Genomic DNA, 25,563 nt, shown 5'->3' with positions numbered 1-25,563 from the left:
CGCAATGGAAGGAATCATCGACATGGCAGTTGTATCTGAAGTATCCCCGGATGGGAAAAAACTGACGATCAAGGTCAGGGGGCGTTTTGACTTTGGCAAGCACCTGGAATTTCGCCAGGCTTACGAGCTCAAGCAGAACATGCCGGACTCAGTGGTCGTCGACCTCAAGGAGGCCACCTATCTGGACAGTTCGGCCCTGGGCATGCTGTTGCTGCTGCGTGACCACGTCGGCGGCGACGACTCGGAAATCCGTGTGGTCAACACCAGCTCCGATGTGCGAAAGATCCTCGCCATTTCCAACTTCGACAAGCTGTTCGACATCAGTTGAACCAGCCAGCCCATGTTTTCGAGGCGCTCACCATCCTGATCGCCGAGGATGGTGCTGCTGATCGTTTGTTGCTGGCCACCCTTGTGCGCAAGCAGGGGCATCAGGTGCTCACCGCCGATAATGGCGAGCAGGCGCTGGCGCTGTTCGCCGCGCAGCGCCCGCACATGGTCCTGCTCGATGCGCTGATGCCGGTCATGGATGGTTTCGAGGCGGCGCGCCAGATCAAGGCGCTGGCCGGTGAAGCGCTGGTGCCGATCATCTTTCTCACTTCGCTTAGCGAAGAACAGGCGCTGGTCCGTTGCCTGGAGGCAGGTGGCGACGATTTTCTGGCAAAACCCTACAGCCCGGTGATCCTGGCCGCCAAAATCAAGGCGATGGAGCGTATGCGCCGGCTGCAGGCCACGGTGCTGGAGCAGCGTGACCAGCTTGCCCGCCATCACACTCATCTGCTCAACGAGCAGCGGGTCGCCAAGGCGGTGTTCGACCAGGTGGCCCATGCCGGTTGCCTGAGTGCGCCGAACATCCGTTACCTGCAGTCACCTTATGCCCTGTTCAATGGCGACTTGCTGTTGGCCGCCTTCACGCCGGCAGGTGACATGCATGTGCTGCTCGGCGACTTCACCGGCCACGGCTTGCCGGCGGCGGTGGGGGCGATGCCCCTGGCCGAGGTGTTCTATGGCATGACAGCCAAGGGTTACGGCCTGGCCGAAACCCTGCGCGAGATGAACGCCAAGCTCAAGCGCATCCTGCCGGTGGACATGTTCTGTTGTGCATTGTTGCTCAACCTGAGTTTTCAGCGGCGGGTGGTCGAGGTCTGGAATGGTGGCATGCCCGACGGCTATCTGTTGCCCGCCGGTGGGGGTGAGCCTGTGGCGTTGGTGTCGCGCCATTTGCCCTTGGGTATCCTGGCGCCGGAGCGCTTTGATGATGCCACCCAGGTGCTGCCGTTGGCCCTGGGCGAGCGCCTGTTTCTGTTGTCTGACGGCGTGGTCGATACCAGTGATGACAATGACCAGCTGTTCGGTGTCGAGCGCCTGCGTCGGGTGCTGAGTGCCAATCGACAGCCGGCACTGTTGTTCGAGGAGGTGCTGCAGGCGCTGGAAGCGTTTCGTGGTCGCTCGCGCGATGATGTCAGCCTGCTGGATATCGAGGTGGTCGAACCGCAACTGTTGTCGCCGCTGCCGGTGATCTATTCTGACAGTGGGCAGTCCAGTCCGCTGGACTGGTCGCTGCAGTTCGAGTTTCGCGCCGACACGCTAAAACGTTTCAATCCATTACCTTATTTGCTACAGCTGTTGCAGGAAATACACGGTTTGCGGGCTCAGAGCGGGGCGTTGCACAGTGTCCTCACCGAGCTGTATTCCAATGCCCTGGAACACGGCGTGCTGGGGCTGGACTCGGCGTTAAAGCGCGATGCGCAGGGCTTTGCCGCCTACTATCAGATGCGCGACGAGCGCCTGCAGGCGTTGAGCGAGGGCTTCATCCGCGTGTTCCTTCGGGTCGAGCCGGATCGCCAAGGCGGGCGTCTGAAGATTGAAGTCGAAGATAGCGGCAAGGGCTTCAATGTGAGTAAAGTGCTGGCCAGGCCTGTGTCCGAACAAGGGTTGTGCGGACGCGGTCTGACCCTCATACGCCGGTTGAGCCGGCGTGCCGAATGGGCCGACGAGGGGCGCCGCGCATGCGTGGAGTTCGCCTGGGAGGCTCTGGCATAATCCAACTTGATCAAGGAGTGAGCAAGTGTCCGACATTCACATCGATCGCAAGGTGCTCAGCGACTTGCAGGAGGTCATGGAAGATGGCTACCTGTACTTGCTGGAAACCTTTCTTGAAGATTCCGAAAAACGCCTCAGTCAATTGCATGAGGCGAAGAACGCCGACGAGCTGGCGCATGCCGCGCACAGTTTCAAGGGCAGTAGCAGCAATATGGGGGCGGTAGCGTTGGCCGAGTTGTGCAGGCAGCTCGAAGACCGCGTCAATCACGGCCCGCTGCAAGGCATCGAAGACCTGATCAACCAGATCGATCGCGAGTATGCGGCCGTTCGTGACCTTTACCACGACGAACGCCAGCGAGTATCGATTGGTTGAGCGCGAGGGCAAACCTGGCGCGAGTTTTGCGTAGTCTTCGCTAATTCACGATTACGACTTCTGTAGCGGAGACTCCTGCATGCCTGTCGCCTCCAACCCCCTGTTGCAAGCCAGTGCCGTGGCGAAGCCGTCGCGCGCCACTGCCGGTGCGCCGGATAAATCGCTGCAGGCCTCTAACGACAAGGCGTCTGGCTTTTCCGATGTGTATGCCAAGCAGTCTCGCGAGACGACTGCAGGCACCAAGGACGCGCCTGTGCCTGAGAAGGTCGTCACCGCCCCGGGCAGCGGCAATAAAACGGCCGCTGATTCGTCGAAGGTTGCCGACAGCGGCAATAGTTTGCCTGAGGAGCAGGACAGCACCGAGGTCGATCCGGCGCTGGTGGCTGATCCCACCCTGCTTGACCCCAGCCTGGTGGCGGGTCAAGTGACCGACGCCCAGCCCGGCGCGCAATTGATCCAGGCCCAGGCTGAAGCCGTGGCGCCGGTGCTTCAGGCGGCAGCACAATTGCAGGTGGCTGCGGCGCCAGCCCAGCCGGTAGCCGAAGCGCCTGAATTCGATCCTGAGGCCGATCCGCTGTCTGACCTGCCAGCCTTGCGCCTGGCCCTTGAGCAAAGTGCCCAGGCCCAGGGCACTACGTCTGCCCATGCCGCTGGCAAGGCCGGCAATGCCCAGCCTGAAGCGCCGACGGCGCAGCCTGCCGTCAATACACTGGCGGCCCTGCTGGACAAGCCAGGTGCCGATGCCGAATCAGGCGAGCCGGGTGAAAAAGCCTTCAGTGGCCTGCTCGATGATGGCCTCAAGGACCTCAAGAGCGCCTCCAGCGATACGCGCGTCGACAACTTTGCCGAGCGCCTGAGCAACCTGACCCTGGCCGCCACGGCCAAGACCGCCAATGCCGTGCCGGTGGCCACGCCGCTGCAGCAGCCGTTGGCGATGAACCAGGGCGGCTGGACCGAAGGCCTGGTCAACCGGGTCATGTACCTGTCCAGCCAGAACCTGAAATCGGCCGATATCAAGCTTGAGCCGGCCGAGCTCGGGCGCCTGGACATCCGCGTCAACCTGGCGCCGGAACAGCAGGCCCAGGTGACCTTTGTCAGTGGTCACGCCGGGGTGCGCGAGGCGCTGGAAAACCAGGTGCACCGGCTCAAGGAAATGTTTGCCCAGCAGGGGCTCGGCCAGCCGGACGTCAACGTCGCTGACCAGTCCCGTGGTGGCCAGCAGCAGGGCGCCCAGGACACGCCGAAACTCAGTGGCGTGGCCGCACGGCGTAATGAAGCTGGTGAATCCGCTGAGTCCGCTGAAATCGCTCCAGGTGCAATGCCGGTCGAGCAGCAGTCGGTTGTGGGTTCCAGCGCGGTGGATTACTACGCCTGATTGGCTGTGCTCTTTGTGCTGGCCGACCTTGCTTTTCCAGGTTGGCATAACACTTGCTCAACCCTCGCCATGTGACTGAAATCTCCGATGAATGACGGATTATTGGCATGGCGAAGAGCGAAGCAGAGAAAGACCCCGCCGCTACAGGCAAACTCAAGCTGATCCTGCTGTTGGTGCTGGCATTGCTGCTTGCCATCGGCCTGTCGGTCGGCGCCACCTGGTTCTTCCTGCACAAGTCCGAGGATAAGCCTGCGGTCGATCCGGCCCTGGCCAACCTCAAGCCGGCAGCGATCTACGAGCCGCTGGCACCGGCCTTCGTGGTCAACTTCAACCAGAACGGCCGCCAGCGCTACATGCAGGTGAGCATCACCATGCAGGGGCGTGACCAGGCAGCGCTGGATGCCCTCAAGGTGCATATGCCGGTGATTCGCAACAACCTGGTCATGATGTTCTCGGGCCAGGGCTTCGACACCCTGTCCAGCCCGGTCGGCCAGGAAATGCTGCGCCAGAAGGCCACTGCCAGTGTCCAGGAAGTGGCGCAGAAGGAAGTCGGCAAGCCGGTCATCGACCAGTTGCTGTTCACCAATTTCGTATTGCAGTAGGAGCCCCAGATGGCCGTGCAGGACCTGCTGTCCCAGGATGAAATCGATGCTTTGCTGCATGGCGTCGACGATGGTCTGGTACAAACCGAAAGCAATGCCGAGCCCGGCAGTGTCAAAAGTTATGACCTGACCAGCCAGGATCGGATCGTCCGCGGTCGCATGCCGACCCTGGAAATGATCAACGAGCGGTTTGCCCGCTATACCCGCATCAGTATGTTCAACCTGCTGCGCCGCTCTGCGGACGTGGCGGTCGGCGGCGTGCAGGTGATGAAGTTCGGCGAGTACGTGCATTCGCTGTACGTGCCCACCAGCCTCAACCTGGTGAAGATCAAGCCGTTGCGCGGTACCTCGCTGTTCATCCTCGACGCCAAGCTGGTGTTCAAGCTGGTGGATAACTTCTTTGGTGGCGACGGTCGTCACGCCAAGATCGAAGGTCGCGAGTTCACCCCGACCGAGTTGCGCGTGGTGCGCATGGTCCTCGACCAGGCCTTCGTTGACCTCAAGGAGGCCTGGCAGGCGATCATGCCGGTCAACTTCGAGTACATCAACTCCGAGGTCAACCCGGCCATGGCCAACATCGTCGGGCCGAGCGAGGCGGTGGTGGTTTCGACCTTTCACATCGAGCTCGATGGCGGTGGCGGCGACCTGCACGTGACCATGCCGTACTCGATGATCGAGCCGGTGCGCGAGATGCTCGATGCCGGTTTCCAGTCCGATCTGGACGACCAGGACGAGCGCTGGATCAAGGCCCTGCGCGAAGACGTGCTGGACGTCAGCGTGCCGCTCAGCGCCACGGTTGCCCGTCGCCAGCTGAAGCTGCGCGACATCCTGCACATGCAGCCGGGCGATGTGATTCCGGTCGAGCTGCCGGATGAGCTGATCCTGCGGGCCAACGGCGTGCCGTCGTTCAAGGCCAAGCTGGGTTCGCACAAGGGCACCCTGGCCCTGCAGATTATCGATCCGATCGAGCGCCGCTGAGGCGCTCGTGGTTCCAACTCCGAATTGATTGCCCGTCGAGGACAAAATGGCTAACGAAAACGACATCACCTCCCCGGAGGACCAGGCCCTGGCCGATGAATGGGCTGCGGCCCTGGAAGAAACCGGCGATGCCGGCCAGTCCGACATCGACGCCTTGCTCGCTGCCGATAGCGCCGCCAGCGCACCGGCGTCCAGCCGCCTGGCCATGGAAGAGTTCGGCAGTTCGCCGCGCAGCAACGAACAGGTCACCCTCGATGGTCCGAACCTGGATGTGATCCTGGATATTCCGGTGAGCATTTCCATGGAGGTCGGCAGTACCGAGATCAACATCCGCAACCTGCTGCAACTCAACCAGGGTTCGGTGATCGAGCTCGACCGCCTGGCCGGCGAGCCGCTGGACGTGCTGGTCAACGGCACTCTGATTGCGCACGGCGAAGTGGTGGTGGTCAACGAAAAGTTCGGCATCCGCCTGACGGACGTGATCAGCCCGAGCGAACGCATCAAGAAGCTGCGCTGAGTGAGCAAGCTCCTGCGCAACGGCCTGGGCCTGGCCTGCGGCCTGTACGTGGATGTCGCCCTGGCTGCCACGCAGCCGGCGGCTGCGGTAGTGGCACCGGCAAGCAGTGGCAGCGCGGCAGGGCAGTTGACCCAGCTGGTGCTGGGGCTGCTGCTGGTGCTGGGGTTGATCTTCGTCCTCGCCTGGCTGCTGCGCCGGGTGCAGAACGCCGCGCCCGGCAGTGGCCAGGTGATCGAGATCCTCGGTAGCCGTTCGCTGGGGCCGCGTGATCGGCTGTTGCTGATCCAGGTCGGCAAGGAGCAGATCCTCATCGGCCATTCGCCAGGCACCATCGAGGCCTTGCATGTCATGGCCGAGCCGGTTGAAGTGCCCGCCAGTGCGCGCCAGGCAACACCAGAATTCGCCCAGCGGCTGATGGAGCTGATGGGCAAGGATCAGAAGGGAAGGTCGTGATGGGCGCGTTGCGCATGATGTTGACGCTGCTGCTGATGCTGGCGGCGCCGCTGGCCCTGGCGGCTGATCCACTGTCGATCCCGGCGATCACCCTGTCCAGCGGGGCCGACGGCCAGCAGGAGTATTCGGTCAGCCTGCAGATCCTGCTGATCATGACCGCGCTGAGTTTCATCCCGGCGTTCGTCGTGCTGATGACCAGCTTTACCCGCATCATCATCGTCTTTTCCATTCTGCGCCAGGCCCTGGGCCTGCAACAGACGCCGTCAAACCAGATCCTCAACGGCATGGCACTGTTCCTGACCCTGTTCATCATGGCGCCGGTGTTCGACCGCATCAACCAGGAGGCCGTGCAGCCGTACCTGGCAGAGAAACTCAGCGCCCAGGATGCGATCAGCAAGGCCCAGGCACCGCTGAAGAACTTCATGCTGGCGCAGACCCGCGAGAGCGATCTGGACCTGTTCATGCGCCTGTCCAAGCGCACCGACATCGCCAGCCCCGATCAGGCGCCATTGACCATCCTGGTGCCGGCATTCGTCACCTCGGAGCTCAAGACCGCGTTCCAGATCGGCTTCATGATCTTCATCCCGTTCCTGATCATCGACCTGGTGGTCGCCAGTGTGCTGATGGCCATGGGTATGATGATGTTGTCGCCGCTGATCATCTCGTTGCCGTTCAAGATCATGCTGTTCGTCCTGGTCGATGGCTGGGCGCTGATCATGGGTACCCTGGCCGGCAGTTTCGGCGGCGTCTGACGCCGCGAGGAGAAGAAGTCCATGACCCCTGAAGTGGCTGTCGACCTGTTTCGCGATGCGTTGTGGCTGACCACCTTGATGGTTGCCATCCTGGTGGTGCCGAGCCTGCTGGTGGGGCTGATCGTGGCGATGTTCCAGGCTGCCACGCAGATCAACGAGCAGACCCTGAGCTTCCTGCCGCGCCTGCTGGTGATGCTGGTGACGCTGATCGTGGTCGGCCCGTGGCTGGTGCAGAAATTCATGGAATACATCCTGTCGTTGTACGGCAGCATTCCGCAGCTGATCGGCTGACCCGGCGATGCTTGAGCTGACCGACGCGCAGATCGGCGCCTGGGTGGCCAGTTTCATTCTGCCGTTGATTCGCGTCACGGCGGTGCTGATGACCATGCCTATTTTCGGTACCACCCTGGTGCCGACACGTATCCGCATGTACTTCGCTCTGGCAATCACCGTGGTCATCGTTCCCGGCCTGCCGCCGATGCCGGTGGTCGAATCGCTGGATCTCAGGGCAATGTTGCTGGTGGCCGAGCAGATCATCATTGGCGCCGTGTTTGGTATGGCGCTGCAGCTGTTCTTCCAGATTTTCGTGATCGCCGGGCAGATCGTCGCAATCCAGATGGGCATGGCCTTCGCCTCCATGGTCGATCCGGCCAACGGTGTCAACGTGGCGGTGGTCAGCCAGTTCCTGACCATGCTGGTGACCTTGCTGTTCCTTGCCATCAACGGCCATCTGGTGGTCTTCGAAGTGCTGACCGAGAGCTTTACCACCTTGCCGGTGGGCGGCGGTGTGCTGGTCAATCATTTCTGGGACCTGGCCGGGCGCCTGGGTTGGGTGCTGGGTGCAGCCATGCTGTTGGTATTGCCGGCGGTGACCGCGTTGCTGGTGGTCAACATTGCCTTTGGCGTGATGACCCGGGCGGCGCCGCAGTTGAACATCTTTTCCATCGGTTTTCCGCTGACCCTGGTGCTGGGGATGGTGATCTTCTGGATCACCCTGGCCGATATTCTTCCTCACTATCAGTCACTGGCTTCCGAAGCCTTGCAGTGGCTGCGTGAACTGGCACGGGCGCGCTGAGCATGGCAGAAAGCGAAAGCGGTCAGGACAAAACAGAAGACCCCACCGACAAGCGCAAGAAGGACGCGCGCGAGAAGGGCGAGATTGCCCGTTCCAAGGAGCTCAACACGGTCGCGGTGACCCTGGCGGGCGCTGGAGCGCTGCTGGCGTTTGGCGGTGGCCTGGCGCAAACCCTGATGGAGCTGATGCGCATCAATTTCAGCTTGTCCCGCGAGGTGCTCATCGATGAGCGGTCCATGGGCATTTTCCTCATGGCCTCCGGCAAGATGGCCTTGCTCGCGACTCAGCCGGTATTGCTGGTGCTGCTGATTGCGGCAATCATCGGTCCGGTGTCGCTGGGGGGGTTCCTGTTTTCCAGCAGCTCCCTGGCACCGAAGTTCAGCCGCATGAACCCGCTATCGGGGATCAAGCGGGTGTTCTCGGTCAACGCCTTGTCCGAGCTGCTCAAGGCGCTGGCCAAGTTTTTCATGATTCTGATCGTCGCCCTGACGGTGTTGTCGGCTGATCGCGATGACCTGCTGGCGATTGCCAACGAGCCGCTGGAGCAGGCGATCATCCATAGCGTCCAGGTAGTTGGCTGGAGTGCGCTGTGGATGGCAGCGGGGCTGTTGATCATTGCCGCGGTGGACGTGCCGATCCAGCTCTGGCAGGCGCACAAGAAGCTGCTGATGACCAAGCAAGAGGTGCGCGACGAGTACAAGGACTCCGAAGGCAAGCCCGAGGTCAAGCAGCGCATTCGCCAACTGCAGCGCGAGGCTTCGCAGCGGCGGATGATGGCGGCGATTCCCGAGGCTGACGTGATCATCACCAACCCGACCCACTATGCCGTGGCGCTCAAGTACGACCCGGAGAAGGGCGCGGCGCCGCTGCTGCTGGCCAAGGGTGCCGACTTCATAGCCCTGAAAATTCGCGAGATCGCCAACGAGCACAAGATCCAGGTGCTCGAATCGCCGGCGCTGGCGCGTTCGATCTACTACTCCACCGAGCTTGAAGAAGAGATTCCTGCCGGTTTGTACCTGGCAGTGGCCCAGGTGCTGGCCTACGTCTACCAGATCCGCCAGTATCGCGCCGGCAAGGGCAAGCCGCCGGAGCCGCTCAAGGATCTGCCGATCCCGCCGGATTTGCGTCGCGATTCCTGATCGGCGCTGCCTGCGCGGCAGCCCTGAGCCACTCAAACCACCTCGTTTGGCAAAGTTGGAAAGCTTCTTGCAAAGGCAGCGCTGCGCGCCTCAAACGCGTCAAAGTTTTGCTTGAGCTAACGAGGAATACCGGTGGATCGCTCTCAGTTAATCAACAGTGCCCGTAGCAACCTGGTCGGTCTAGGCCGGGGTAACCTGGGTGTGCCGCTGTTGCTGCTGGTGATGCTGGCAATGATGATGTTGCCGATCCCGCCGTTTTTGCTCGACGTGTTCTTCACCTTCAACATCGCCTTGTCGATCGTGGTCCTGCTGGTCTGCGTCTACGCCCTGCGCCCGCTGGACTTCGCCGCGTTCCCGACCATCCTGCTGGTGGCGACGCTGTTGCGCCTGGCGCTCAACGTGGCGTCCACGCGGGTGGTGATGCTCCACGGCCATGACGGCCACGAGGCCGCCGGTAAGGTGATCCAGGCCTTCGGCGAGGTGGTGATCGGCGGTAACTACGTGGTCGGTATCGTGGTCTTCGCGATCCTGATGATCATCAACTTCGTGGTGGTCACCAAAGGTGCCGGGCGTATTTCCGAGGTGAGTGCGCGCTTCACCCTCGACGCCATGCCCGGCAAGCAGATGGCCATCGACGCCGACCTCAACGCCGGTCTGATCGACCAGGCCCAGGCCAAGGCGCGGCGCGCCGAAGTGGCCGGCGAGGCCGAGTTCTATGGTTCGATGGACGGTGCCAGCAAGTTTGTTCGCGGTGACGCCATCGCCGGCCTGTTGATCCTGTTCATCAACCTGATCGGCGGCATGGCCGTCGGTATGTTCCAGCACAACATGACCTTTGCCGACGCCGGCAAGGTCTATGCACTGTTGACCATCGGTGACGGTTTGGTGGCGCAGTTGCCCTCGCTGTTGCTGTCCACCGCGGCGGCGATCATGGTTACCCGCGCCTCGGGCTCCGAGGACATGGGCAAGCAGATCAACCGGCAGATGTTCGATTCGCCCAAGGCCCTGGCGGTGTCGGCTGGCCTGATGATCGTCATGGGCCTGGTGCCGGGCATGCCGCACATCGCCTTCCTGAGCCTCGGCCTGCTGGCCGCCGGCGGCGCCTACCTGGTGTGGCGCAAGCAGAACCAGGCCAAGCTCAAGGCCCTGGAAGAGGTGCAGCGCCAGCAGGACCTGCTGCCATCGCCACAGCGCGCGATGGAAACCAAGGAGCTGGGCTGGGATGACGTCACCCCGATCGACATGATCGGCCTAGAGGTCGGCTACCGGCTGATTCCGCTGGTCGATCGCAATCAGGGCGGCCAGTTGCTGGCGCGGATCAAGGGCGTGCGCAAGAAGCTGTCCCAGGACCTGGGTTTTCTCATGCCCACGGTGCACATTCGCGACAACCTCGACCTGGCGCCCAGTGCCTACCGCCTGACCCTGATGGGGGTGATCCTGGCCGAGGCCGAGATCTACCCGGACCGCGAGCTTGCGATCAACCCCGGGCAGGTGTTCGGTACCCTCAATGGTATTGCCGCCCGCGATCCGGCCTTTGGCCTGGAAGCGGTGTGGATCGACGTCAACCAGCGCAGCCAGGCGCAGTCGCTGGGCTACACGGTGGTGGACGCCAGTACAGTGGTCGCCACCCACCTCAACCAGATTCTGCACAAGCACTGCCATGAGCTGATCGGCCACGAAGAAGTGCAGCAACTGCTGCAGGTGCTGGCCAAGGCTTCGCCCAAGCTTGCCGAAGAGCTGGTGCCGGGCGTCATTTCCTTGTCGGGCCTGCTCAAGGTACTGCAGGCGTTGCTCGCCGAGCAGGTTCCGGTGCGTGACATTCGCAGCATTGCCGAAGCCATCGCCAACAACCCGGGCAAGAGTCAAGATACCGCCGCGCTGGTGGCGGTGGTGCGCGTCGGATTGTGTCGCGCTATCGTGCAAAGCATTGTCGGCGTTGAGTCCGAGCTGCCTGTGATCACCCTTGAGCCAAGATTGGAACAGATTTTGCTCAATAGTTTGCAAAGGGCTGGGCAAGGCCAGGAAGACGGTGTTCTTCTGGAGCCGAGCATGGCCGAAAAGCTTCAGCGTTCGTTGATCGAAGCCGCCCAGCGTCAGGAGATGCAAGGGCAGCCGGCGATCCTCCTGGTCGCAGGACCGGTACGAGCCATGCTGTCGCGCTTCGGTCGCCTGGCTGTACCGAATTTGCATGTTTTGGCGTATCAGGAAATACCTGACAACAAGCAAGTTACCATCGTCGCCACAGTGGGCCCGAACGGCTGAGGTAGTGGGTTATGCAAGTTAAGCGTTTTTTCGCCGCCGATATGCGTCAGGCCATGAAGCTGGTTCGCGATGAGCTGGGGGCCGATGCCGCCATCATTGGCAACCGACGGATTGCTGGCGGTGTCGAGCTGACGGCTGCGCTGGACTACAAGCTGTCCGCCCTGGCGCCACGGGTGCCGAATGTCGAGCTCGAAGACGAGCTGCGCAAGACCCAGTCGCGCATCGTCACCGCCCAGGCCGAGCTGAGCAGCCGTAGCGAGAGCGAAGATGGCAATCGCCAGCTGTTTGCCGGCTTGCCGCTGACCGCTTCCGAGCCGCTGGTCGTCCCGCAGGTCGAAGCGCCGGCCGTGCCTGCTGCACCGGCCGCGGCACCCATCGACCCGCGCCTGTTCGACTCGATGCGCTCGGAGCTGTCGGGCCTGCGCGAACTGCTTGAAGTACAGCTCGGCTCGCTGGCCTGGAGCCAGTTGCAGGGCAACAAGCCGCAGCAGGCCAACCTCTGGCGCCGCCTGCAGCGCATCGGCCTGTCCGGGCCGATTGCCCGCGAACTGCTCGAGCTGACCACCGAAATCGAAGAGCCGCGTCACGCCTGGCGCATGCTCCTGGCGCACCTGGCGCGGATGATCCAGGTGCCGGAAATCGAACCGATCGAAGAAGGCGGTGTCATTGCCATGGTCGGTCCGGCCGGCATGGGCAAGACCACCACCCTGGCCAAGCTCGCCGCGCGCTACGTGCTCAAGTACGGCGCGCAGAACCTGGCCCTGGTGAGCATGGACAGCTTCCGTATCGGCGCCCAGGAGCAGCTCAAGACCCTGGGGCGGATCCTCAACGTTTCGGTTACTCACGTCGACCCGGGCCAGTCGCTGGCCCAGGCCCTCGACCCGCTGCTGCGCAAGCGCGTGGTACTGATCGATACCGCCGGCCTGCAAGCCAGCGACCCGGCGCTGCGCATGCAGCTGGAAACCCTTGCCGGGCGCGGGATTCAGGCCAAGAATTACCTGGTACTGGCAACCACCAGCCAGAAACAGGTGCTGACCGCCGCCTACCACAGCTACAAGCGCTGCGGCCTGGCCGGTTGCATCCTGACCAAGCTAGATGAAACCGCCAGCCTCGGCGAAGTATTGAGCCTGGCAATCAGTCACGAACTGCCGGTGGCCTATCTTACCGATGGCCCGCGCATTCCTGACGACCTGCACCTGCCGCGCCGGCACCAGTTGGTCAGCCGCGCAGTGAGCGTGCAGATGCAGGACGAGCCCAGCGAAGAGGCCATGGCCGACATGTTCGCTGATCTCTACCACAGCTCCGGCAAACGCGTGGGCTGAGGGGAATATGAATACGTTGCAAAGTACCTACATCAATGGTCTGCCAGGCATTTTTCAGGTGTTGAAAGCGCAGCCCAGTCATGTGGCCTCGGTCTAAGTAAGACAAGGTAAAGAACAAACATGGGTAGCATGCATCCCGTACAGGTGATCGCCGTGACCGGCGGCAAAGGTGGCGTTGGCAAGACTAACGTGTCAGTGAACCTGTCATTGGCGCTGGCTGAGCTTGGCCGTCGGGTCATGCTGCTGGACGCCGACCTGGGCCTGGCCAACGTTGATGTGCTGCTGGGCCTGACGCCCAAGCGCACCCTGGCCGATGTCATTGAAGGCCGTTGCGAACTGCGCGACGTGCTGCTGCAAGGCCCCGGCGGTGTGCGCATCGTGCCGGCGGCCTCGGGCACGCAGAGCATGGTGCACCTGGCTCCGGCCCAGCACGCCGGCCTGATCCAGGCCTTCAGCGAGATCGGCGACAACCTCGACGTGCTGGTGATCGACACCGCTGCAGGTATCGGTGACTCGGTAGTCAGTTTTGTCCGCGCCGCCCAGGAAGTGCTGCTGGTGGTGTGCGACGAGCCCACTTCGATCACTGACGCCTACGCGCTGATCAAGCTGCTCAACCGCGATTACGGCATGAACCGCTTCCGCGTCCTCGCCAACATGGCCCAGAGCCCCCAGGAAGGGCGCAACCTGTTCGCCAAGTTGACCAAGGTCACTGATCGCTTCCTCGATGTCGCCCTACAATACGTCGGTGCGGTGCCTTACGACGAATGTGTGCGCAAGGCGGTGCAGAAGCAGCGAGCGGTCTATGAAGCCTTCCCGCGTTCCAAGTGCGCGCTGGCATTCAAGGCCATTGCCCAGAAGGTCGATAGCTGGCCGCTGCCTGCCAACCCACGGGGGCACCTGGAGTTCTTCGTCGAGCGCCTGGTGCAACCGACGAGTGCGGGTCCGGTGCTATGAACGCCAGTGGTTATCGGATGTACAGCAAGGCTTCGCGTGACGCCCAGTACGAACTGATCGAGCGTTACGCGCCGCTGGTCAAGCGCATCGCCTACCACTTGTTGGCACGTCTGCCGGCCAGTGTGCAGGTGGAGGACCTGATCCAGGCCGGGATGATCGGCCTGCTCGAAGTCGCCAACAAGTATGACGCCAGCAAGGGGGCCAGTTTCGAGACCTACGCCGGCATCCGCATCCGTGGCGCCATGCTCGATGAAGTGCGCAAGGGCGACTGGGCGCCGCGTTCGGTACACCGCAATACCCGCATGGTCAGTGACGCGATTCGTGCAATTGAAGCAAAAACCGGCCGTGACGCTAAAGATCACGAGGTTGCTGCCGAACTTCAATTGAGTCTCGATGATTATTACGGGATTTTGAATGACACCCTGGGCAGCCGCCTGTTCAGTTTCGACGACCTGTTGCAGGACGGCGAACATGAAGGCCTGCACGAGGACGGTGCCAGTGCCCAGCTCGAGCCTTCGCGCGATCTGGAAGACGAGCGTTTTCAGGCAGCCCTGGCCGATGCCATCGCCAACCTGCCGGAACGCGAGCGTCTGGTCCTGGCGCTGTACTACGACGAAGAGCTCAACCTCAAGGAGATCGGTGAGGTCCTGGGGGTGAGCGAGTCGCGTGTCAGCCAGTTGCACAGCCAGTGCGCGGCACGTTTGCGTGGTCGCCTGGGGGAATGGCGGGCGCGTTGAACGCAGGTTCGATGCAGTCGTGAAATGTAGTGCCGAATTGATTGAATGCGCGTTCCGCGCTGAACGCGTTAAAGACTGCTTGGAGGTCTAATTGAACAAAGACATGAAAATCCTCATCGTGGACGACTTTTCGACGATGCGGCGGATCATCAAGAACCTGTTGCGTGATCTGGGCTTTACCAACACCCAGGAAGCCGACGACGGCAACACCGCACTGCCGATGCTCGAAAGCGGTCATTTCGACTTTCTGGTGACCGACTGGAACATGCCTGGCATGTCCGGTATCGACCTGCTGCGCAAAGTGCGTGCCGATGAGCGCCTCAAGCACCTGCCGGTGCTGATGGTGACTGCCGAAGCCAAGCGCGAGCAGATCATCGAAGCCGCCCAGGCCGGGGTCAACGGCTACGTGGTCAAGCCGTTCACCGCCCAGGTGCTGAAAGAAAAGATCGAAAAGATCTTCGAGCGCGTCAATAGCTGAGGTACGCCACGGGGGCGCTATGGAGCAAACACAATCATCCTTGGGCGAGTTTGAGTCGACACTCAAGAAACACGCCCGGGAACTGGTCGACAGCCTTGAACGAGGCAAGTTCGGCGACGCGGTGCAACTGATCCATCAGCTGAACCAGACCCGTGACCTTGGCCTGTATCAGGAAGTCGGCAAACTCACCCGCGAGCTGCACAGCGCGATCGTCAGTTTCCAGATCGACCCGCACATGCCGCAAGCCGAGGAAGTGTCGCAGATCACCGATGCGACCGAACGCCTTTCCTACGTGGTCAAGCTGACCGAGGGCGCGGCCAACCGCACCATGGACCTGGTCGAAGCCAGCACGCCGGTACTCAACGAACTGAGCGACGAGGCCAAGGCGCTGAGCGTCGACTGGCAGCGCTTCATGCGCCGCGAAGTGGCGGCACCGGAGTTCCGTGAGCTGGCCAAGCGTGTCGACAGTTTCCTGACGCGCAGCGAGGAGGGCAACCGCAAGGTCGCCAGCCACCTCAATGACATTCTTCTGGCTCAGGACTACCAAGACCTGACCGGCCAGGTGATCAAACGCGTCACGGCGCTGGTCACCGAAGTAGAAAGCAATCTGCTCAAGCTCGTGCTGATGGCAAGTCAAGTTGACCGTTTTGCCGGTATCGAACATGACCACCAGCAGCTGCGCGCTGAAAAAGATCAAGAAAAACATCCGACTCGGGGTGAAGGTCCGCAGATTCATGCCGATAAGCGTGAAGACGTTGTGTCCGGTCAGGACGATGTCGACGATCTGCTGTCCAGTCTGGGTTTTTAGGGAGCACGTTTAATGAGCTTCGGCGCCGATGAAGAAATCCTTCAGGATTTCCTGGTAGAAGCCGGCGAAATTCTTGAGCAACTGTCCGAGCAATTGGTCGAGCTGGAAAGCCGACCGGATGATGCCGACCTGCTCAATGCGATCTTTCGCGGTTTTCACACTGTAAAAGGGGGCGCCGGCTTCCTCCAGCTCAACGAGCTGGTGGAGTGCTGCCATATCGCCGAAAACGTGTTCGACATCCTGCGCAAGGGTGCCCGACGCGTCGACTCCGAACTGATGGACGTGGTCCTGGAAGCCCTGGACACGGTCAACAGCATGTTCGGCCAGGTTCGCGAGCGCAGCGACATCACCCCGGCGACCCCAGAGCTGCTGGCGGCGCTGTCGCGCCTGGCCGAGCCTGCCGGGGAAGACGAAGCACCAGCCCCTGCCGCTGAGCCCGAGGTGCTTGAAGCGCCGGCGGCCGAGGCCGAGGCGGACATCACCGACACCGAATTCGAGCAACTGCTCGACTCGCTCAATGCAGTCAAGGCCGAGGCACAAGCCCAGGACGCCGAGCCTGCCGGTGACGAAATCACCGACGCCGAGTTCGAGTCGCTGCTTGACCAGTTGCACGGCAAGGGCCAGTTCGCCGCCGACAACCTCGGCGGCGCGGCTGAAGCACCGGCTGCTGCAGCTGCCGCTGGCGATGTCAGTGGCGACATCACCGACGATGAATTCGAAGCGCTGCTCGACCAGTTGCACGGCAAGGGTACTTTTGCCGTCGATGCACTGCCGGGCGCTGCTGCCGCGCCTGTGGAAGCCTGCGCGCCTGCCGCGGCTGGCGATCACATCTCCGAGCACGAGTTCGAAGCGCTGCTCGACGAACTGCACGGCAAGGGCAAGTTTGCGCCGGACGCAGTAGCCACGGCTGCACCAGCTGCCACCGCAGCACCTGCGAAAGCGGCGGCCAAGCCTGCGCCAGCACCTGCCGCCAAGCCAGCTGCTGCGCCAGCCCCTGCGGCCAAAGCAGCGGCTGCGGCGCCTGCACCTGCACGCCAGGCCGCTCCGGCTGCCGAAAAGCACCCTGCCAGCGAAACCGAAACCACCGTACGGGTCGACACCGCGCGGCTCGACGAGATCATGAACATGGTCGGCGAGCTGGTGCTGGTGCGTAACCGCCTGGTGCGTCTGGGCCTGAACAGTGGCGACGAGGCCATGTCCAAGGCCGTGTCGAACCTCGACGTGGTGACCGCCGACCTGCAGACCGCGGTGATGAAAACCCGCATGCAGCCGATCAAGAAGGTCTTCGGGCGCTTCCCGCGCCTGGTTCGCGACCTGGCCCGGCAGTTGAAGAAAGAAATCAACCTGGAGCTGGTCGGCGAAGAGACCGACCTCGACAAGAACCTCGTCGAGGCCCTGGCCGACCCGCTGGTGCACTTGGTGCGCAACGCCGTCGACCATGGCGTCGAAACCCCGGAAGAGCGCGAAGCCTCGGGCAAGTCCCGCGGCGGCAAGGTAGTGCTCTCGGCCGAACAGGAAGGCGACCACATCCTGCTGTCGATCTCCGATGACGGCAAGGGCATGGACGCCGACGTGCTGCGCGCCATTGCGGTCAAGCGCGGAGTGATGGACAAAGACGCCGCCGATCGCCTGAGCGAGACCGAGTGCTACAACCTGATCTTCGCCCCGGGTTTCTCGACCAAGACCGAGATTTCCGACGTGTCCGGGCGTGGCGTGGGCATGGACGTGGTGAAAACCAAGATTTCCCAGCTCAACGGCTCGATCAACATCTACTCGACCAAGGGCCTGGGCTCGAAGATCGTCATCAAGGTGCCGCTGACCCTGGCGATCATGCCGACGCTGATGGTCATGCTCGGCAACCAGGCGTTCGCCTTCCCGCTGGTCAACGTCAACGAGATCTTCCACCTCGACCTGTCGCGCACCAACGTGGTCGACGGCCAGGAAGTGGTGATCGTGCGTGACAAGGCCTTGCCGCTGTTCTACCTCAAGCGCTGGCTGGTCAGCTCGGCCGCTCATGAAGAGCAGCGCGAGGGCCATGTGGTGATCCTTTCGGTGGGTACCCAGCGGATCGGCTTCGTCGTCGATCAACTGGTGGGCCAGGAAGAAGTGGTCATCAAGCCGCTGGGCAAGATGCTCCAGGGCACCCCGGGCATGTCGGGCGCCACCATTACCGGTGACGGGCGCATTGCGCTAATCCTCGACGTACCGAGCATGCTCAAGCGTTACGCCGCCCGGCGTATTTGATTCTGGTGGCGCGGCTCACATGCCGCGCCCCCTAATGGAGTGTTTATGGCAGTCAAGGTCCTGGTGGTGGATGATTCCGGTTTCTTCCGCCGCCGCGTCTCGGAAATTCTTTCAGCGGACCCGACTATCCAGGTCGTCGGTACCGCGACCAATGGCAAGGAAGCGATCGACCAGGCGCTGTCGCTCAAGCCCGATGTCATCACCATGGACTACGAAATGCCCATGATGGATGGCATCACCGCCGTGCGTCACATCATGCAGCGTTGCCCGACCCCGGTGCTGATGTTCTCCTCGCTGACCCACGAAGGCGCCCGCGTCACCCTCGATGCGCTGGATGCCGGTGCGGTCGACTACCTGCCGAAGAACTTCGAAGACATCTCGCGCAACCCGGAGAAGGTCAAGCAACTGCTGTGTGAAAAGGTTCATACCATTTCCCGCAGCAACCGTCGTTTCAGTGCCTACGCAAGCCCGGCGCCCGCGCCGCAGCCAGCCGCCCAACCTGCCGTCAGCAGCCTGGGCAGCACGCCTGCACCACGCGCCGCAGCACCTGTGCGCGCAGCGGCTGCGCCAGCATCGAGTGCTTCGCCGGCACCCAAGCGCAAACCCTACAAGCTGGTTGCCATCGGTACTTCCACCGGCGGCCCGGTTGCCCTGCAGCGGGTTCTGACCCAGTTGCCGGCCAACTTCCCGGCGCCGATCGTGCTGATCCAGCACATGCCGGCGGCCTTTACCAAGGCGTTTGCCGAGCGCCTCGACAAGCTGTGCAAGATCAGCGTCAAGGAAGCCGAGGACGGCGACATGCTGCGCCCGGGCCTGGCCCTGCTGGCCCCTGGCGGCAAGCAGATGATGGTCGACGGCCGCGGCACGGTGAAGATCCTGCCGGGCGACGAGCGCCTGAATTACAAACCGTGCGTGGACATCACCTTTGGTTCGGCGGCCAAGTCCTATGGCGACAAGGTGCTGTCGGTGGTGCTCACCGGCATGGGCGCCGACGGCCGCGAAGGTGCGCGCCTGCTCAAGCAGGGCGGTAGCACCGTGTGGGCCCAGGATGAAGCCAGCTGCGTGATCTACGGCATGCCCATGGCCATCGTCAAAGCCAACCTGGCAGACGCCGTGTATGGCCTGGACGAGATCGGCAAGCACCTGGTCGAGGCCTGCGTCTGATGGATGTCTTGAGCCTTATCGGGATCATCCTGGCCTTTGTCGCCATCGTTGGCGGCAACTACCTCGAAGGCGGCCACCTGTCGGCACTGCTCAATGGCCCGGCGGCCTTGATCGTGCTCGGCGGCACCCTGGCGGCGGCCTTGCTGCAATCGCCGATGAGCGCCTTCAAGCGCGCGCTGCAGATCGTGCGCTGGATCCTGTTCCCGCCACGGGTCGACCTGGCTGGCGGTATCGACCGGGTCGTCAACTGGTCGCTGACCGCACGCAAGGAAGGCCTGCTGGGCCTGGAAGGCGTCGCCGATGCCGAGCCGGACCCGTACGCACGCAAAGGTCTGCAGTTGCTGGTCGACGGCGCCGAGCCGGAAGCCATTCGCAGCATTCTCGAGGTGGATTTCTACACCCAGGAAAGCCGCGACGTGCAGGCCGCCAAGGTGTTCGAGAGCATGGGCGGCTATGCGCCGACCATCGGTATCATCGGTGCGGTGATGGGCCTGATTCACGTCATGGGCAATCTTGCTGACCCGTCGCAGTTGGGCAACGGCATTGCCGTGGCCTTCGTCGCCACCATTTACGGTGTTGCCAGTGCCAACCTGATCCTGCTGCCGATCGCCAACAAGCTCAAGGCCCTGGCCCTGCGTCAGTCGCGCTACCGGGAAATGCTTCTGGAAGGCTTGCTGTCGATCGCCGAAGGCGAAAACCCGCGCTCGATCGAGCTGAAGCTTCAGGGCTTCATGGAGTAACACATGGCGCGCCGTCGACAACCCGAAGAGCATGAAAACCACGAACGCTGGCTGGTGTCCTACGCCGACTTCATCACCTTGCTGTTTGCCTTCTTCGTGGTCATGTATTCGATCTCGTCGATCAACGAGGGCAAGTACAAGGTCATTTCCCAGGCGCTGATCGGCGTGTTCAACGACCCCGAGCGGAGCATGAAGCCGATCCCCATTGGCGACGAGCGCCCGCTCAGCGTCAAGCCGGCCGAGCCGTTGATCAAGGACAGCGAGCAGGTCGATGCGGGCCTGGCGCAAACCAGCAGCGACCCGCTCAAGACCATCACCGATGACGTGCGCGACGCCTTCGGCGACCTGATCAAGTCCGACCAGATGACCGTGCGCGGCAACGAGCTGTGGGTCGAGATCGAACTCAATTCGTCGCTGCTGTTCGGCAGCGGCGACGCCATGCCCAGCGACGTGGCGTTCAACATCATCGAGAAGGTGGCGAAGATCCTCAAGCCGTTCGCCAACCCGGTGCACGTCGAAGGCTTTACCGACGACCTGCCGATTCGCACCGCGCAGTACCCGACCAACTGGGAGCTGTCATCGGCACGGGCGGCGAGTATCGTCCGCCTGCTGGCGATGGAAGGGGTGAACCCGGCGCGCATGGCATCGGTCGGTTACGGCGAGTTCCAGCCGATCGCCGCCAACGACAGCGCTGAAGGCCGGGCGCGCAACCGACGGGTGGTGCTGGTGATCTCGCGCAACCTCGAAGTACGCCGCAGCCTGACTGGCACTGGCAGCGCCAATGCCACCCCGGACGCGGCGATGAAGCGGGCTGGCACACAAACTGCACCGCCAGCGGTAGCACCGACGGTGGGCGACAATCGCGTCAATTCCCCGTCACCGACCCTATAACCGATCCCGGCAGGGCAGGCTGCCGTACCGGGAGGAAGCAACGCAATGAGAGTCTGGGCAGTAGCCAATCAAAAAGGTGGAGTCGGCAAGACCACCACGTCCATCGCCCTGGCCGGCCTGCTGGCCGAGGCGGGCAAGCGTGTGGTTGTCGTCGACCTCGACCCGCACGGGTCGATGACCAGCTACTTCGGGCACAACCCCGATGCGCTGGAGCACAGTTGCTACGACCTGTTCCTGCACAAGGGCACCGTGCCCGAGGGCTTGCCCGGGCAATTGCTGTTGCCCACCAGCGACGAGAAAATCTCGCTGCTGCCCTCGAGCACCGCCCTGGCCGTGCTTGAGCGCCAGTCGCCGGGCCAGAGTGGCCTGGGCCTGGTGATCGCCAAGTCTCTGGCGCAGCTTTGGCAGGATTTCGACTACGCCATCATCGACAGCCCGCCGTTGCTCGGCGTGCTGATGGTCAACGCCCTGGCGGCCAGCCAGCAGTTGGTGATCCCGGTGCAAACCGAGTACCTGGCGGTCAAGGGCCTGGAGCGCATGGTCAGCACCCTGGCGATGGTCAACCGCTCGCGCAAGCAGGCCTTGCCTTACCACATCGTGCCGACCCTGTTCGACCGCCGTACCCAGGCCTCGATGGGTACCTTGCGGGTGCTGCGCGACGCTTACCCCGAGCATATCTGGCAAGGCTACATCCCGGTCGACACGCGCCTGCGTGACGCCAGCCGGGCTGGCCTGACACCCTCGCAGTTCGACGGCAAAAGCCGCGGCGTGGTGGCTTACCGCGCCTTGCTCAAGCACCTGCTGACGCAGAACCTTGCCTTGCAGGTGGCCTGATGAATCGTCCTCAACAGCTTGCCAGCCGGCCGCAGATGGCCCTGCAGAGCTACCTCGATGGCTTGCTGCAGGAGGCCACCGAAGAACTCGACGAAGTGCTGCCAGTTTCGGTTGAGCCCGACGAATTCCAGGCGGCTGTGCGCGAAGAGCAGGCCCGTGATGCCCAGGTGGCGGCCCAGGCCGCGGTAAAACCCGAACCACGGCCGTTTGCCGAGCCATCTCGGCCGGTATTGCCGCTGACCTTGCCAGCGGTTGTCGAGCCTGTGCTGGAGCCTGTGGTCGAAGTGCCTGAGGTTGCCCAGGTTGCACCGGTCGAGCCGCTGGTGGACGTGCACCTGCCGCCGGCGCCCAATCAACCGGTACCGCCGGCCACCATCGATGGCCGTCCGGCCTGGGCCGCCGAGCCGTTCGAATGCCTGCTGTTCGATGTTGCCGGCCTGACCCTGGCGGTACCGCTGGTGTGCCTGGGCTCGATCTACTCGCTGGCCGGCCATGAACTGACACCACTGTTCGGCCAGCCTGACTGGTTCCTTGGCATCCTGCCGAGCCAGAGCGGCAACCTCAAGGTATTGGACACCGCCCGCTGGGTCATGCCCGACCGCTACCGGGACGACTTTCGCCAGGGCCTGCAGTACGTGATTTCGGTCCAGGGCTACGAATGGGGCCTGGCGGTGCATCAGGTCAGCCGTTCGCTGCGCCTGGATCCCAACGAGATCAAGTGGCGCAGCCAGCGTGGCCAGCGGCCATGGCTGGCCGGCACCGTGATTGAACACATGTGCGCGTTGCTCGACGTCGCCGAGCTGGCCGAGTTGATCGCCAGTGGCGCAGTCAAGCAACTGCACAACACCCATAAATAATCGGCCGCATCTGCCGCGACCGCACTGAGCACACCGCCGATGGCGGTATTTGAGGGATAGGGGAATGAAAAAATCGTCTGCACAAGGTTCCGAAGATCCGATCCTGCAGTGGGTGACCTTCAAGCTGGACAACGAGTCCTACGGCATCAATGTGATGCAGGTGCAGGAAGTCCTGCGCTACACCGAGATCGCCCCGGTCCCGGGTGCCCCGAGCTACGTGCTGGGCATCATCAACCTGCGCGGTAACGTGGTCACCGTGATCGACACCCGCCAGCGCTTCGGCCTGCTGTCCAGCGAGATCACCGACAACACCCGTATCGTCATCATCGAAGCCGACAAGCAAGTGGTCGGCATTCTGGTCGACAGCGTTGCCGAAGTGGTTTACCTGCGTCAGTCGGAAATCGAGACCGCGCCGAATGTCGGCAACGAAGAATCGGCCAAGTTCATCCAGGGCGTGTGCAACAAGAACAACGAACTGCTGATTCTGGTCGAGCTGGACAAAATGATGACCGAGGAAGAGTGGTCCGAGCTGGAGAACATCTGAGTTGATCCTCGAGGTTGCAGTCATATTTCTGGCGCTGCTCTGGGCGGTCAGCCTGTGGTTCTTCCTGAACTACAGCAAGCGCCAGCGCGAGCTGGCCGCGCAACAGGCCCAGGGCGATGCCGTGCGTGACCAGCGCATCAAGGACCTGGCCAAAAGCCTGGACGACTACCAGAACGGCAGCGTGCGTATGGGCGAAGCCCTGCACGAGCTGCGCGCGGTGGTTGCGCCCTTGCCGGACAAGCTCCTGCAACTGGAGCAGCGTGACCCCAACAGCCTGTCGTTTGCGCAAGCGGCGCGGCTGGTGGGCATGGGTGCCAGCGTCGATGAGCTGACCCAGTCCTGTGGTTTGACCCAGGCTGAGGCGGAGTTGATGAGCAAGTTGCACCGCAGCTGAGGGTTGCAGTGAATCAATCGCGGGGCAAGCCCGCTCCTACACCTTGTGTGGGAGCGGGCTTGCCCCGCGATGCTTTCAGGTACCCGGCAATCTCAGGTCGGTAGGGGTGATATCGCGCTCCTGCGGCCCCTCGTCGACAAACCCCACCGGCACCTTGCCCTTGAGCTGCCAGGCAAAAGCGATGATTTCGGCGATGGTCAGGTACAGGGCCTCGGGGATCTGATCGCCCAATTCCATGCGCGCCAACAGGCGCACCAGTTCGGCGTTCTCGTAGATCGGCACTTCATGCTCGCGGGCAATCTTCAGGATTGCCTCGGCCAGCTCGTCGTCGCCCTTGGCGCTGAGGGTCGGGGCCTGCTGACCGTCGTAAGTCAGGGCGATGGCCTGGCGTGGGTTCTTGTCGCTCATGCCTGTTCATCCACCCATCGTTGTTCCAGGTGCGTACGCGGCCCCTGGGGCGGTGTGCCGTGATGGCAGTGCAGTTCGGTAACGTTCAGGCCACGGGCCAGCAAGCGTTCGCGCAAGTTGCCAAGCTGGCTTTCGATCAATTGCGCAGTGCTCGGCCGTTCGGCCCATAGCTGGCTCGACAGGCTGCCCTGGGTGATTTGCGCCTGCACCTGCAGTGGCCCCAGTGGATCGAGATCGAAGGCCAGCTCAATGCGCCAGAGCATTTCCAGTGGATCGCGACGCTCGCGTTCCGGGTCGCTTTGCTGCTCCGGGGTTTCTTCGCGCTGCAGCTTCATTTGCAGCGGCATGAAGTCCTGACCGTTGCGCAGGGGGATTTCCAGTTGCCAGGTGGTCTGCAGGTTGCCATCGGCGGTGGTGCCGGTCTGCTCAAGGCTTGCCAGCTGATGGCTTTGCAGGCGTGAGATGGCTGAGGCGGCCAGGCGCAACAGGTGCTCGAGGTCGCCTTCCCCGTCCTGGCTTGGCAATGACCGTGAGGGCAGGGGGAAACCGCCGGGCTGTGGCCGCGGGCTGACCTGGCCGAGCATGCCCAGGGCGCTGCGGACCATGCCGGGCATGACCTGGGCCAGGGTACTGGCGGCCGCGGCGGGGTTGAAGGTGGCGTTGCCCGGCAGCCCCGGCAGCAGTTGCGCCACCAGGCGCGTCACCTGCGCCTTGAGGTCAGGTGCGAGTGTCGCGGGCAGCCCGGCCAGCAGCTTGGCCTCAAGAAACACGCCGCTGTTGCTCAGGGCCTGGGCCAGGCCTTTAGGGTCGCTGAGCTGACGCACATCCGGCAGGCTGGCCAGCAACTTGTCGACGTTGACGCGTACCTCGGCGGGCTGATTGTTATCGCTGCGCACCTGCTGCAGGGCGCTGAGCAAACCCTGCAGTGAGGCTTGGCGGCTCTGCTGGCTGCTCAATTGCTGGCTGATTGCCAGTTGTTCCTGGCGGCCGCTGAGCGGCACGAAGCTCAGCGACTGATCGCCCTGCACCCGGGCACTGAGCAAGCTGCCCACCGTTAGCGGACGCGGGCTGTCGATGGCCAGGGTGGCGCCGGCCTGCGGGCCGCCGAGCAAAGTGACCAGCGAGCGAAACTGCGCCAATTGGCCGGCGTTTGCCGGCAATGCCTGGCTGGTAACGACCTTGCCTTGCAGCAGGGTGCCCACCGGCAGCTCGCGGGTGTCGATGCGGGTCAGGGTGGCGACGCTGCTGGCGATGGCTTGCTGCACTGTAATGCTCAGGTTGGCATTGCTGCTCTGGGTGACCGCCAGCTGGCTGCCCTGGGCCAGGGGCAGGGTGCTGCTGGCCTGGACATTGGTTTGCTTGCCGTTGTCCTGGGTCAGCTTGAGCAGCATCTGGAAGTCCTGGCCGACCTGGCGCAGGGCCAAGACCTCGGCCTTGGCGGTTTCGCCCGGGGCCAGCAGGGCCTGCTGCGGTTGCAGCAGGCGCAGCAGTTCGCCGGTCATCGCCGAGCGCAGCTGCGGGCTGGCCGGAATCTGTGTGCCGAGGTTGTTGATTTCGCCTGTCATCCGCTCGCAACCTGTTGAAATAGCCCTCTTTGCAGTAGGACATCACATGTATAATGC

28 protein-coding genes are annotated in these 25,563 nt (G+C 62.8%); 26 read left to right on the top strand and 2 right to left on the bottom strand.

All coding sequences use genetic code 11. The features are described from left to right. Positions 1-22 precede the first annotated feature (22 nt). The 26 genes from BLR26_RS22240 to BLR26_RS22115 all read left to right on the top strand — a co-directional run bounded on the left by BLR26_RS22240 (position 23) and on the right by BLR26_RS22115 (position 23,533). Complete coding sequence (locus tag BLR26_RS22240; protein ID WP_045200292.1) at positions 23-328, top strand: STAS domain-containing protein; 306 nt, start codon at positions 23-25, stop codon at positions 326-328. Then, positions 325-2,040, top strand: a complete 1,716-nt coding sequence (locus BLR26_RS22235) for an ATP-binding SpoIIE family protein phosphatase (protein WP_093385602.1) — start codon at positions 325-327, stop codon at positions 2,038-2,040. Before BLR26_RS22240 ends, BLR26_RS22235 begins: the two co-directional genes overlap by 4 nt. Before the next feature lie 25 nt (positions 2,041-2,065). Then, entirely contained in the window at positions 2,066-2,413 is a 348-nt protein-coding gene (locus tag BLR26_RS22230; protein WP_045200296.1) for an Hpt domain-containing protein, read from the top strand. 79 nt (positions 2,414-2,492) lie between these two features. Then, positions 2,493-3,788, top strand: coding sequence for a flagellar hook-length control protein FliK (locus BLR26_RS22225; protein ID WP_093385598.1), 1,296 nt, complete (start codon positions 2,493-2,495; stop codon positions 3,786-3,788). Between the two features lie 107 nt (positions 3,789-3,895). Next, complete coding sequence (fliL, locus tag BLR26_RS22220) at positions 3,896-4,390, top strand: flagellar basal body-associated protein FliL (RefSeq protein WP_045200300.1); 495 nt, start codon at positions 3,896-3,898, stop codon at positions 4,388-4,390. A 9-nt stretch (positions 4,391-4,399) separates the two neighbouring features. Then, complete coding sequence (gene fliM / locus BLR26_RS22215) at positions 4,400-5,368, top strand: flagellar motor switch protein FliM (protein ID WP_045200301.1); 969 nt, start codon at positions 4,400-4,402, stop codon at positions 5,366-5,368. A gap of 46 nt (positions 5,369-5,414) precedes the next feature. Next, positions 5,415-5,885 carry a flagellar motor switch protein FliN gene (gene fliN, locus BLR26_RS22210; protein WP_093385593.1) on the top strand — a complete coding sequence of 157 codons (471 nt, stop codon included), beginning with the start codon at positions 5,415-5,417 and terminating at the stop codon, positions 5,883-5,885. Continuing rightward, positions 5,886-6,338, top strand: coding sequence for a flagellar biosynthetic protein FliO (fliO, locus tag BLR26_RS22205; RefSeq protein ID WP_082075484.1), 453 nt, complete (start codon positions 5,886-5,888; stop codon positions 6,336-6,338). It begins immediately after the preceding gene. Beyond that, positions 6,338-7,090: a flagellar type III secretion system pore protein FliP gene (fliP, locus tag BLR26_RS22200; RefSeq protein WP_038996372.1), complete on the top strand. Its 753-nt coding sequence runs from the start codon at positions 6,338-6,340 to the stop codon at positions 7,088-7,090. Before fliO ends, fliP begins: the two co-directional genes overlap by 1 nt. 21 nt (positions 7,091-7,111) lie before the next feature. Continuing rightward, positions 7,112-7,381 (top strand): flagellar biosynthesis protein FliQ, encoded by a 270-nt coding sequence (gene fliQ / locus BLR26_RS22195; protein ID WP_038996371.1) that lies wholly within the window; start codon positions 7,112-7,114, stop codon positions 7,379-7,381. Between the two features lie 7 nt (positions 7,382-7,388). Continuing rightward, entirely contained in the window at positions 7,389-8,165 is a 777-nt protein-coding gene (fliR, locus tag BLR26_RS22190) for a flagellar biosynthetic protein FliR (RefSeq protein WP_045200306.1), read from the top strand. A gap of 2 nt (positions 8,166-8,167) precedes the next feature. Beyond that, positions 8,168-9,304, top strand: coding sequence for a flagellar biosynthesis protein FlhB (gene flhB / locus BLR26_RS22185; RefSeq protein ID WP_093385588.1), 1,137 nt, complete (start codon positions 8,168-8,170; stop codon positions 9,302-9,304). Between the two features lie 132 nt (positions 9,305-9,436). Then, a complete protein-coding gene (gene flhA / locus BLR26_RS22180; protein WP_045200310.1) occupies positions 9,437-11,566 on the top strand; it encodes a flagellar biosynthesis protein FlhA in 2,130 nt (709 codons plus the stop codon). An 11-nt stretch (positions 11,567-11,577) separates the two neighbouring features. Further along, a complete protein-coding gene (flhF, locus tag BLR26_RS22175) occupies positions 11,578-12,888 on the top strand; it encodes a flagellar biosynthesis GTPase FlhF (RefSeq protein WP_093385583.1) in 1,311 nt (436 codons plus the stop codon). Between the two features lie 120 nt (positions 12,889-13,008). Beyond that, a complete protein-coding gene (gene fleN, locus BLR26_RS22170) occupies positions 13,009-13,842 on the top strand; it encodes a flagellar synthesis regulator FleN (protein WP_016393812.1) in 834 nt (277 codons plus the stop codon). Beyond that, positions 13,839-14,579 (top strand): RNA polymerase sigma factor FliA, encoded by a 741-nt coding sequence (gene fliA, locus BLR26_RS22165; RefSeq protein ID WP_010225024.1) that lies wholly within the window; start codon positions 13,839-13,841, stop codon positions 14,577-14,579. The genes fleN and fliA overlap by 4 nt, the downstream gene beginning before the upstream one ends. Before the next feature lie 103 nt (positions 14,580-14,682). Further along, positions 14,683-15,057, top strand: coding sequence for a chemotaxis response regulator CheY (locus tag BLR26_RS22160; RefSeq protein ID WP_036990294.1), 375 nt, complete (start codon positions 14,683-14,685; stop codon positions 15,055-15,057). A gap of 19 nt (positions 15,058-15,076) precedes the next feature. Beyond that, entirely contained in the window at positions 15,077-15,865 is a 789-nt protein-coding gene (locus BLR26_RS22155) for a protein phosphatase CheZ (protein WP_045200319.1), read from the top strand. A 12-nt stretch (positions 15,866-15,877) separates the two neighbouring features. Then, complete coding sequence (locus BLR26_RS22150) at positions 15,878-18,109, top strand: chemotaxis protein CheA (RefSeq protein WP_093385579.1); 2,232 nt, start codon at positions 15,878-15,880, stop codon at positions 18,107-18,109. Positions 18,110-18,154: 45 nt separating this feature from the next. After that, positions 18,155-19,273 (top strand): protein-glutamate methylesterase/protein-glutamine glutaminase, encoded by a 1,119-nt coding sequence (locus BLR26_RS22145; protein WP_045200324.1) that lies wholly within the window; start codon positions 18,155-18,157, stop codon positions 19,271-19,273. Further along, the gene (locus tag BLR26_RS22140) at positions 19,273-20,013 is read left to right on the top strand and encodes a flagellar motor protein (protein ID WP_045200326.1); all 741 of its coding nucleotides are present in this window, start codon (positions 19,273-19,275) and stop codon (positions 20,011-20,013) included. The genes BLR26_RS22145 and BLR26_RS22140 overlap by 1 nt, the downstream gene beginning before the upstream one ends. Before the next feature lie 3 nt (positions 20,014-20,016). Continuing rightward, entirely contained in the window at positions 20,017-20,904 is an 888-nt protein-coding gene (gene motD / locus BLR26_RS22135; protein WP_045200328.1) for a flagellar motor protein MotD, read from the top strand. Between the two features lie 45 nt (positions 20,905-20,949). Further along, a complete protein-coding gene (locus BLR26_RS22130; RefSeq protein ID WP_045200330.1) occupies positions 20,950-21,738 on the top strand; it encodes a ParA family protein in 789 nt (262 codons plus the stop codon). Next, positions 21,738-22,595, top strand: a complete 858-nt coding sequence (locus BLR26_RS22125) for a CheW domain-containing protein (RefSeq protein WP_045200332.1) — start codon at positions 21,738-21,740, stop codon at positions 22,593-22,595. The genes BLR26_RS22130 and BLR26_RS22125 overlap by 1 nt, the downstream gene beginning before the upstream one ends. Before the next feature lie 64 nt (positions 22,596-22,659). Beyond that, a complete protein-coding gene (locus BLR26_RS22120; protein ID WP_010225041.1) occupies positions 22,660-23,139 on the top strand; it encodes a chemotaxis protein CheW in 480 nt (159 codons plus the stop codon). 1 nt (position 23,140) lies between these two features. Then, positions 23,141-23,533, top strand: coding sequence for a DUF2802 domain-containing protein (locus BLR26_RS22115; RefSeq protein ID WP_038996358.1), 393 nt, complete (start codon positions 23,141-23,143; stop codon positions 23,531-23,533). Positions 23,534-23,608: 75 nt separating this feature from the next. On the opposite strand, the gene BLR26_RS22110 is transcribed toward BLR26_RS22115, so the two are convergent. Continuing rightward, positions 23,609-23,941, bottom strand: coding sequence for an EscU/YscU/HrcU family type III secretion system export apparatus switch protein (locus tag BLR26_RS22110; protein WP_045200334.1), 333 nt, complete (start codon positions 23,939-23,941; stop codon positions 23,609-23,611). Further along, complete coding sequence (locus tag BLR26_RS22105) at positions 23,938-25,506, bottom strand: flagellar hook-length control protein FliK (protein WP_045200336.1); 1,569 nt, start codon at positions 25,504-25,506, stop codon at positions 23,938-23,940. Before BLR26_RS22105 ends, BLR26_RS22110 begins: the two co-directional genes overlap by 4 nt. Between the last annotated feature and the right edge of the window lie 57 nt (positions 25,507-25,563).

Source organism: Pseudomonas sp. UC 17F4 (assembly GCF_900101695.1).
In the GTDB taxonomy this organism is placed as follows: Bacteria; Pseudomonadota; Gammaproteobacteria; order Pseudomonadales; family Pseudomonadaceae; genus Aquipseudomonas.
Note: the sequence above shows the minus strand (reverse complement) of the source record. Positions and strands in the feature narration are given on the sequence as shown.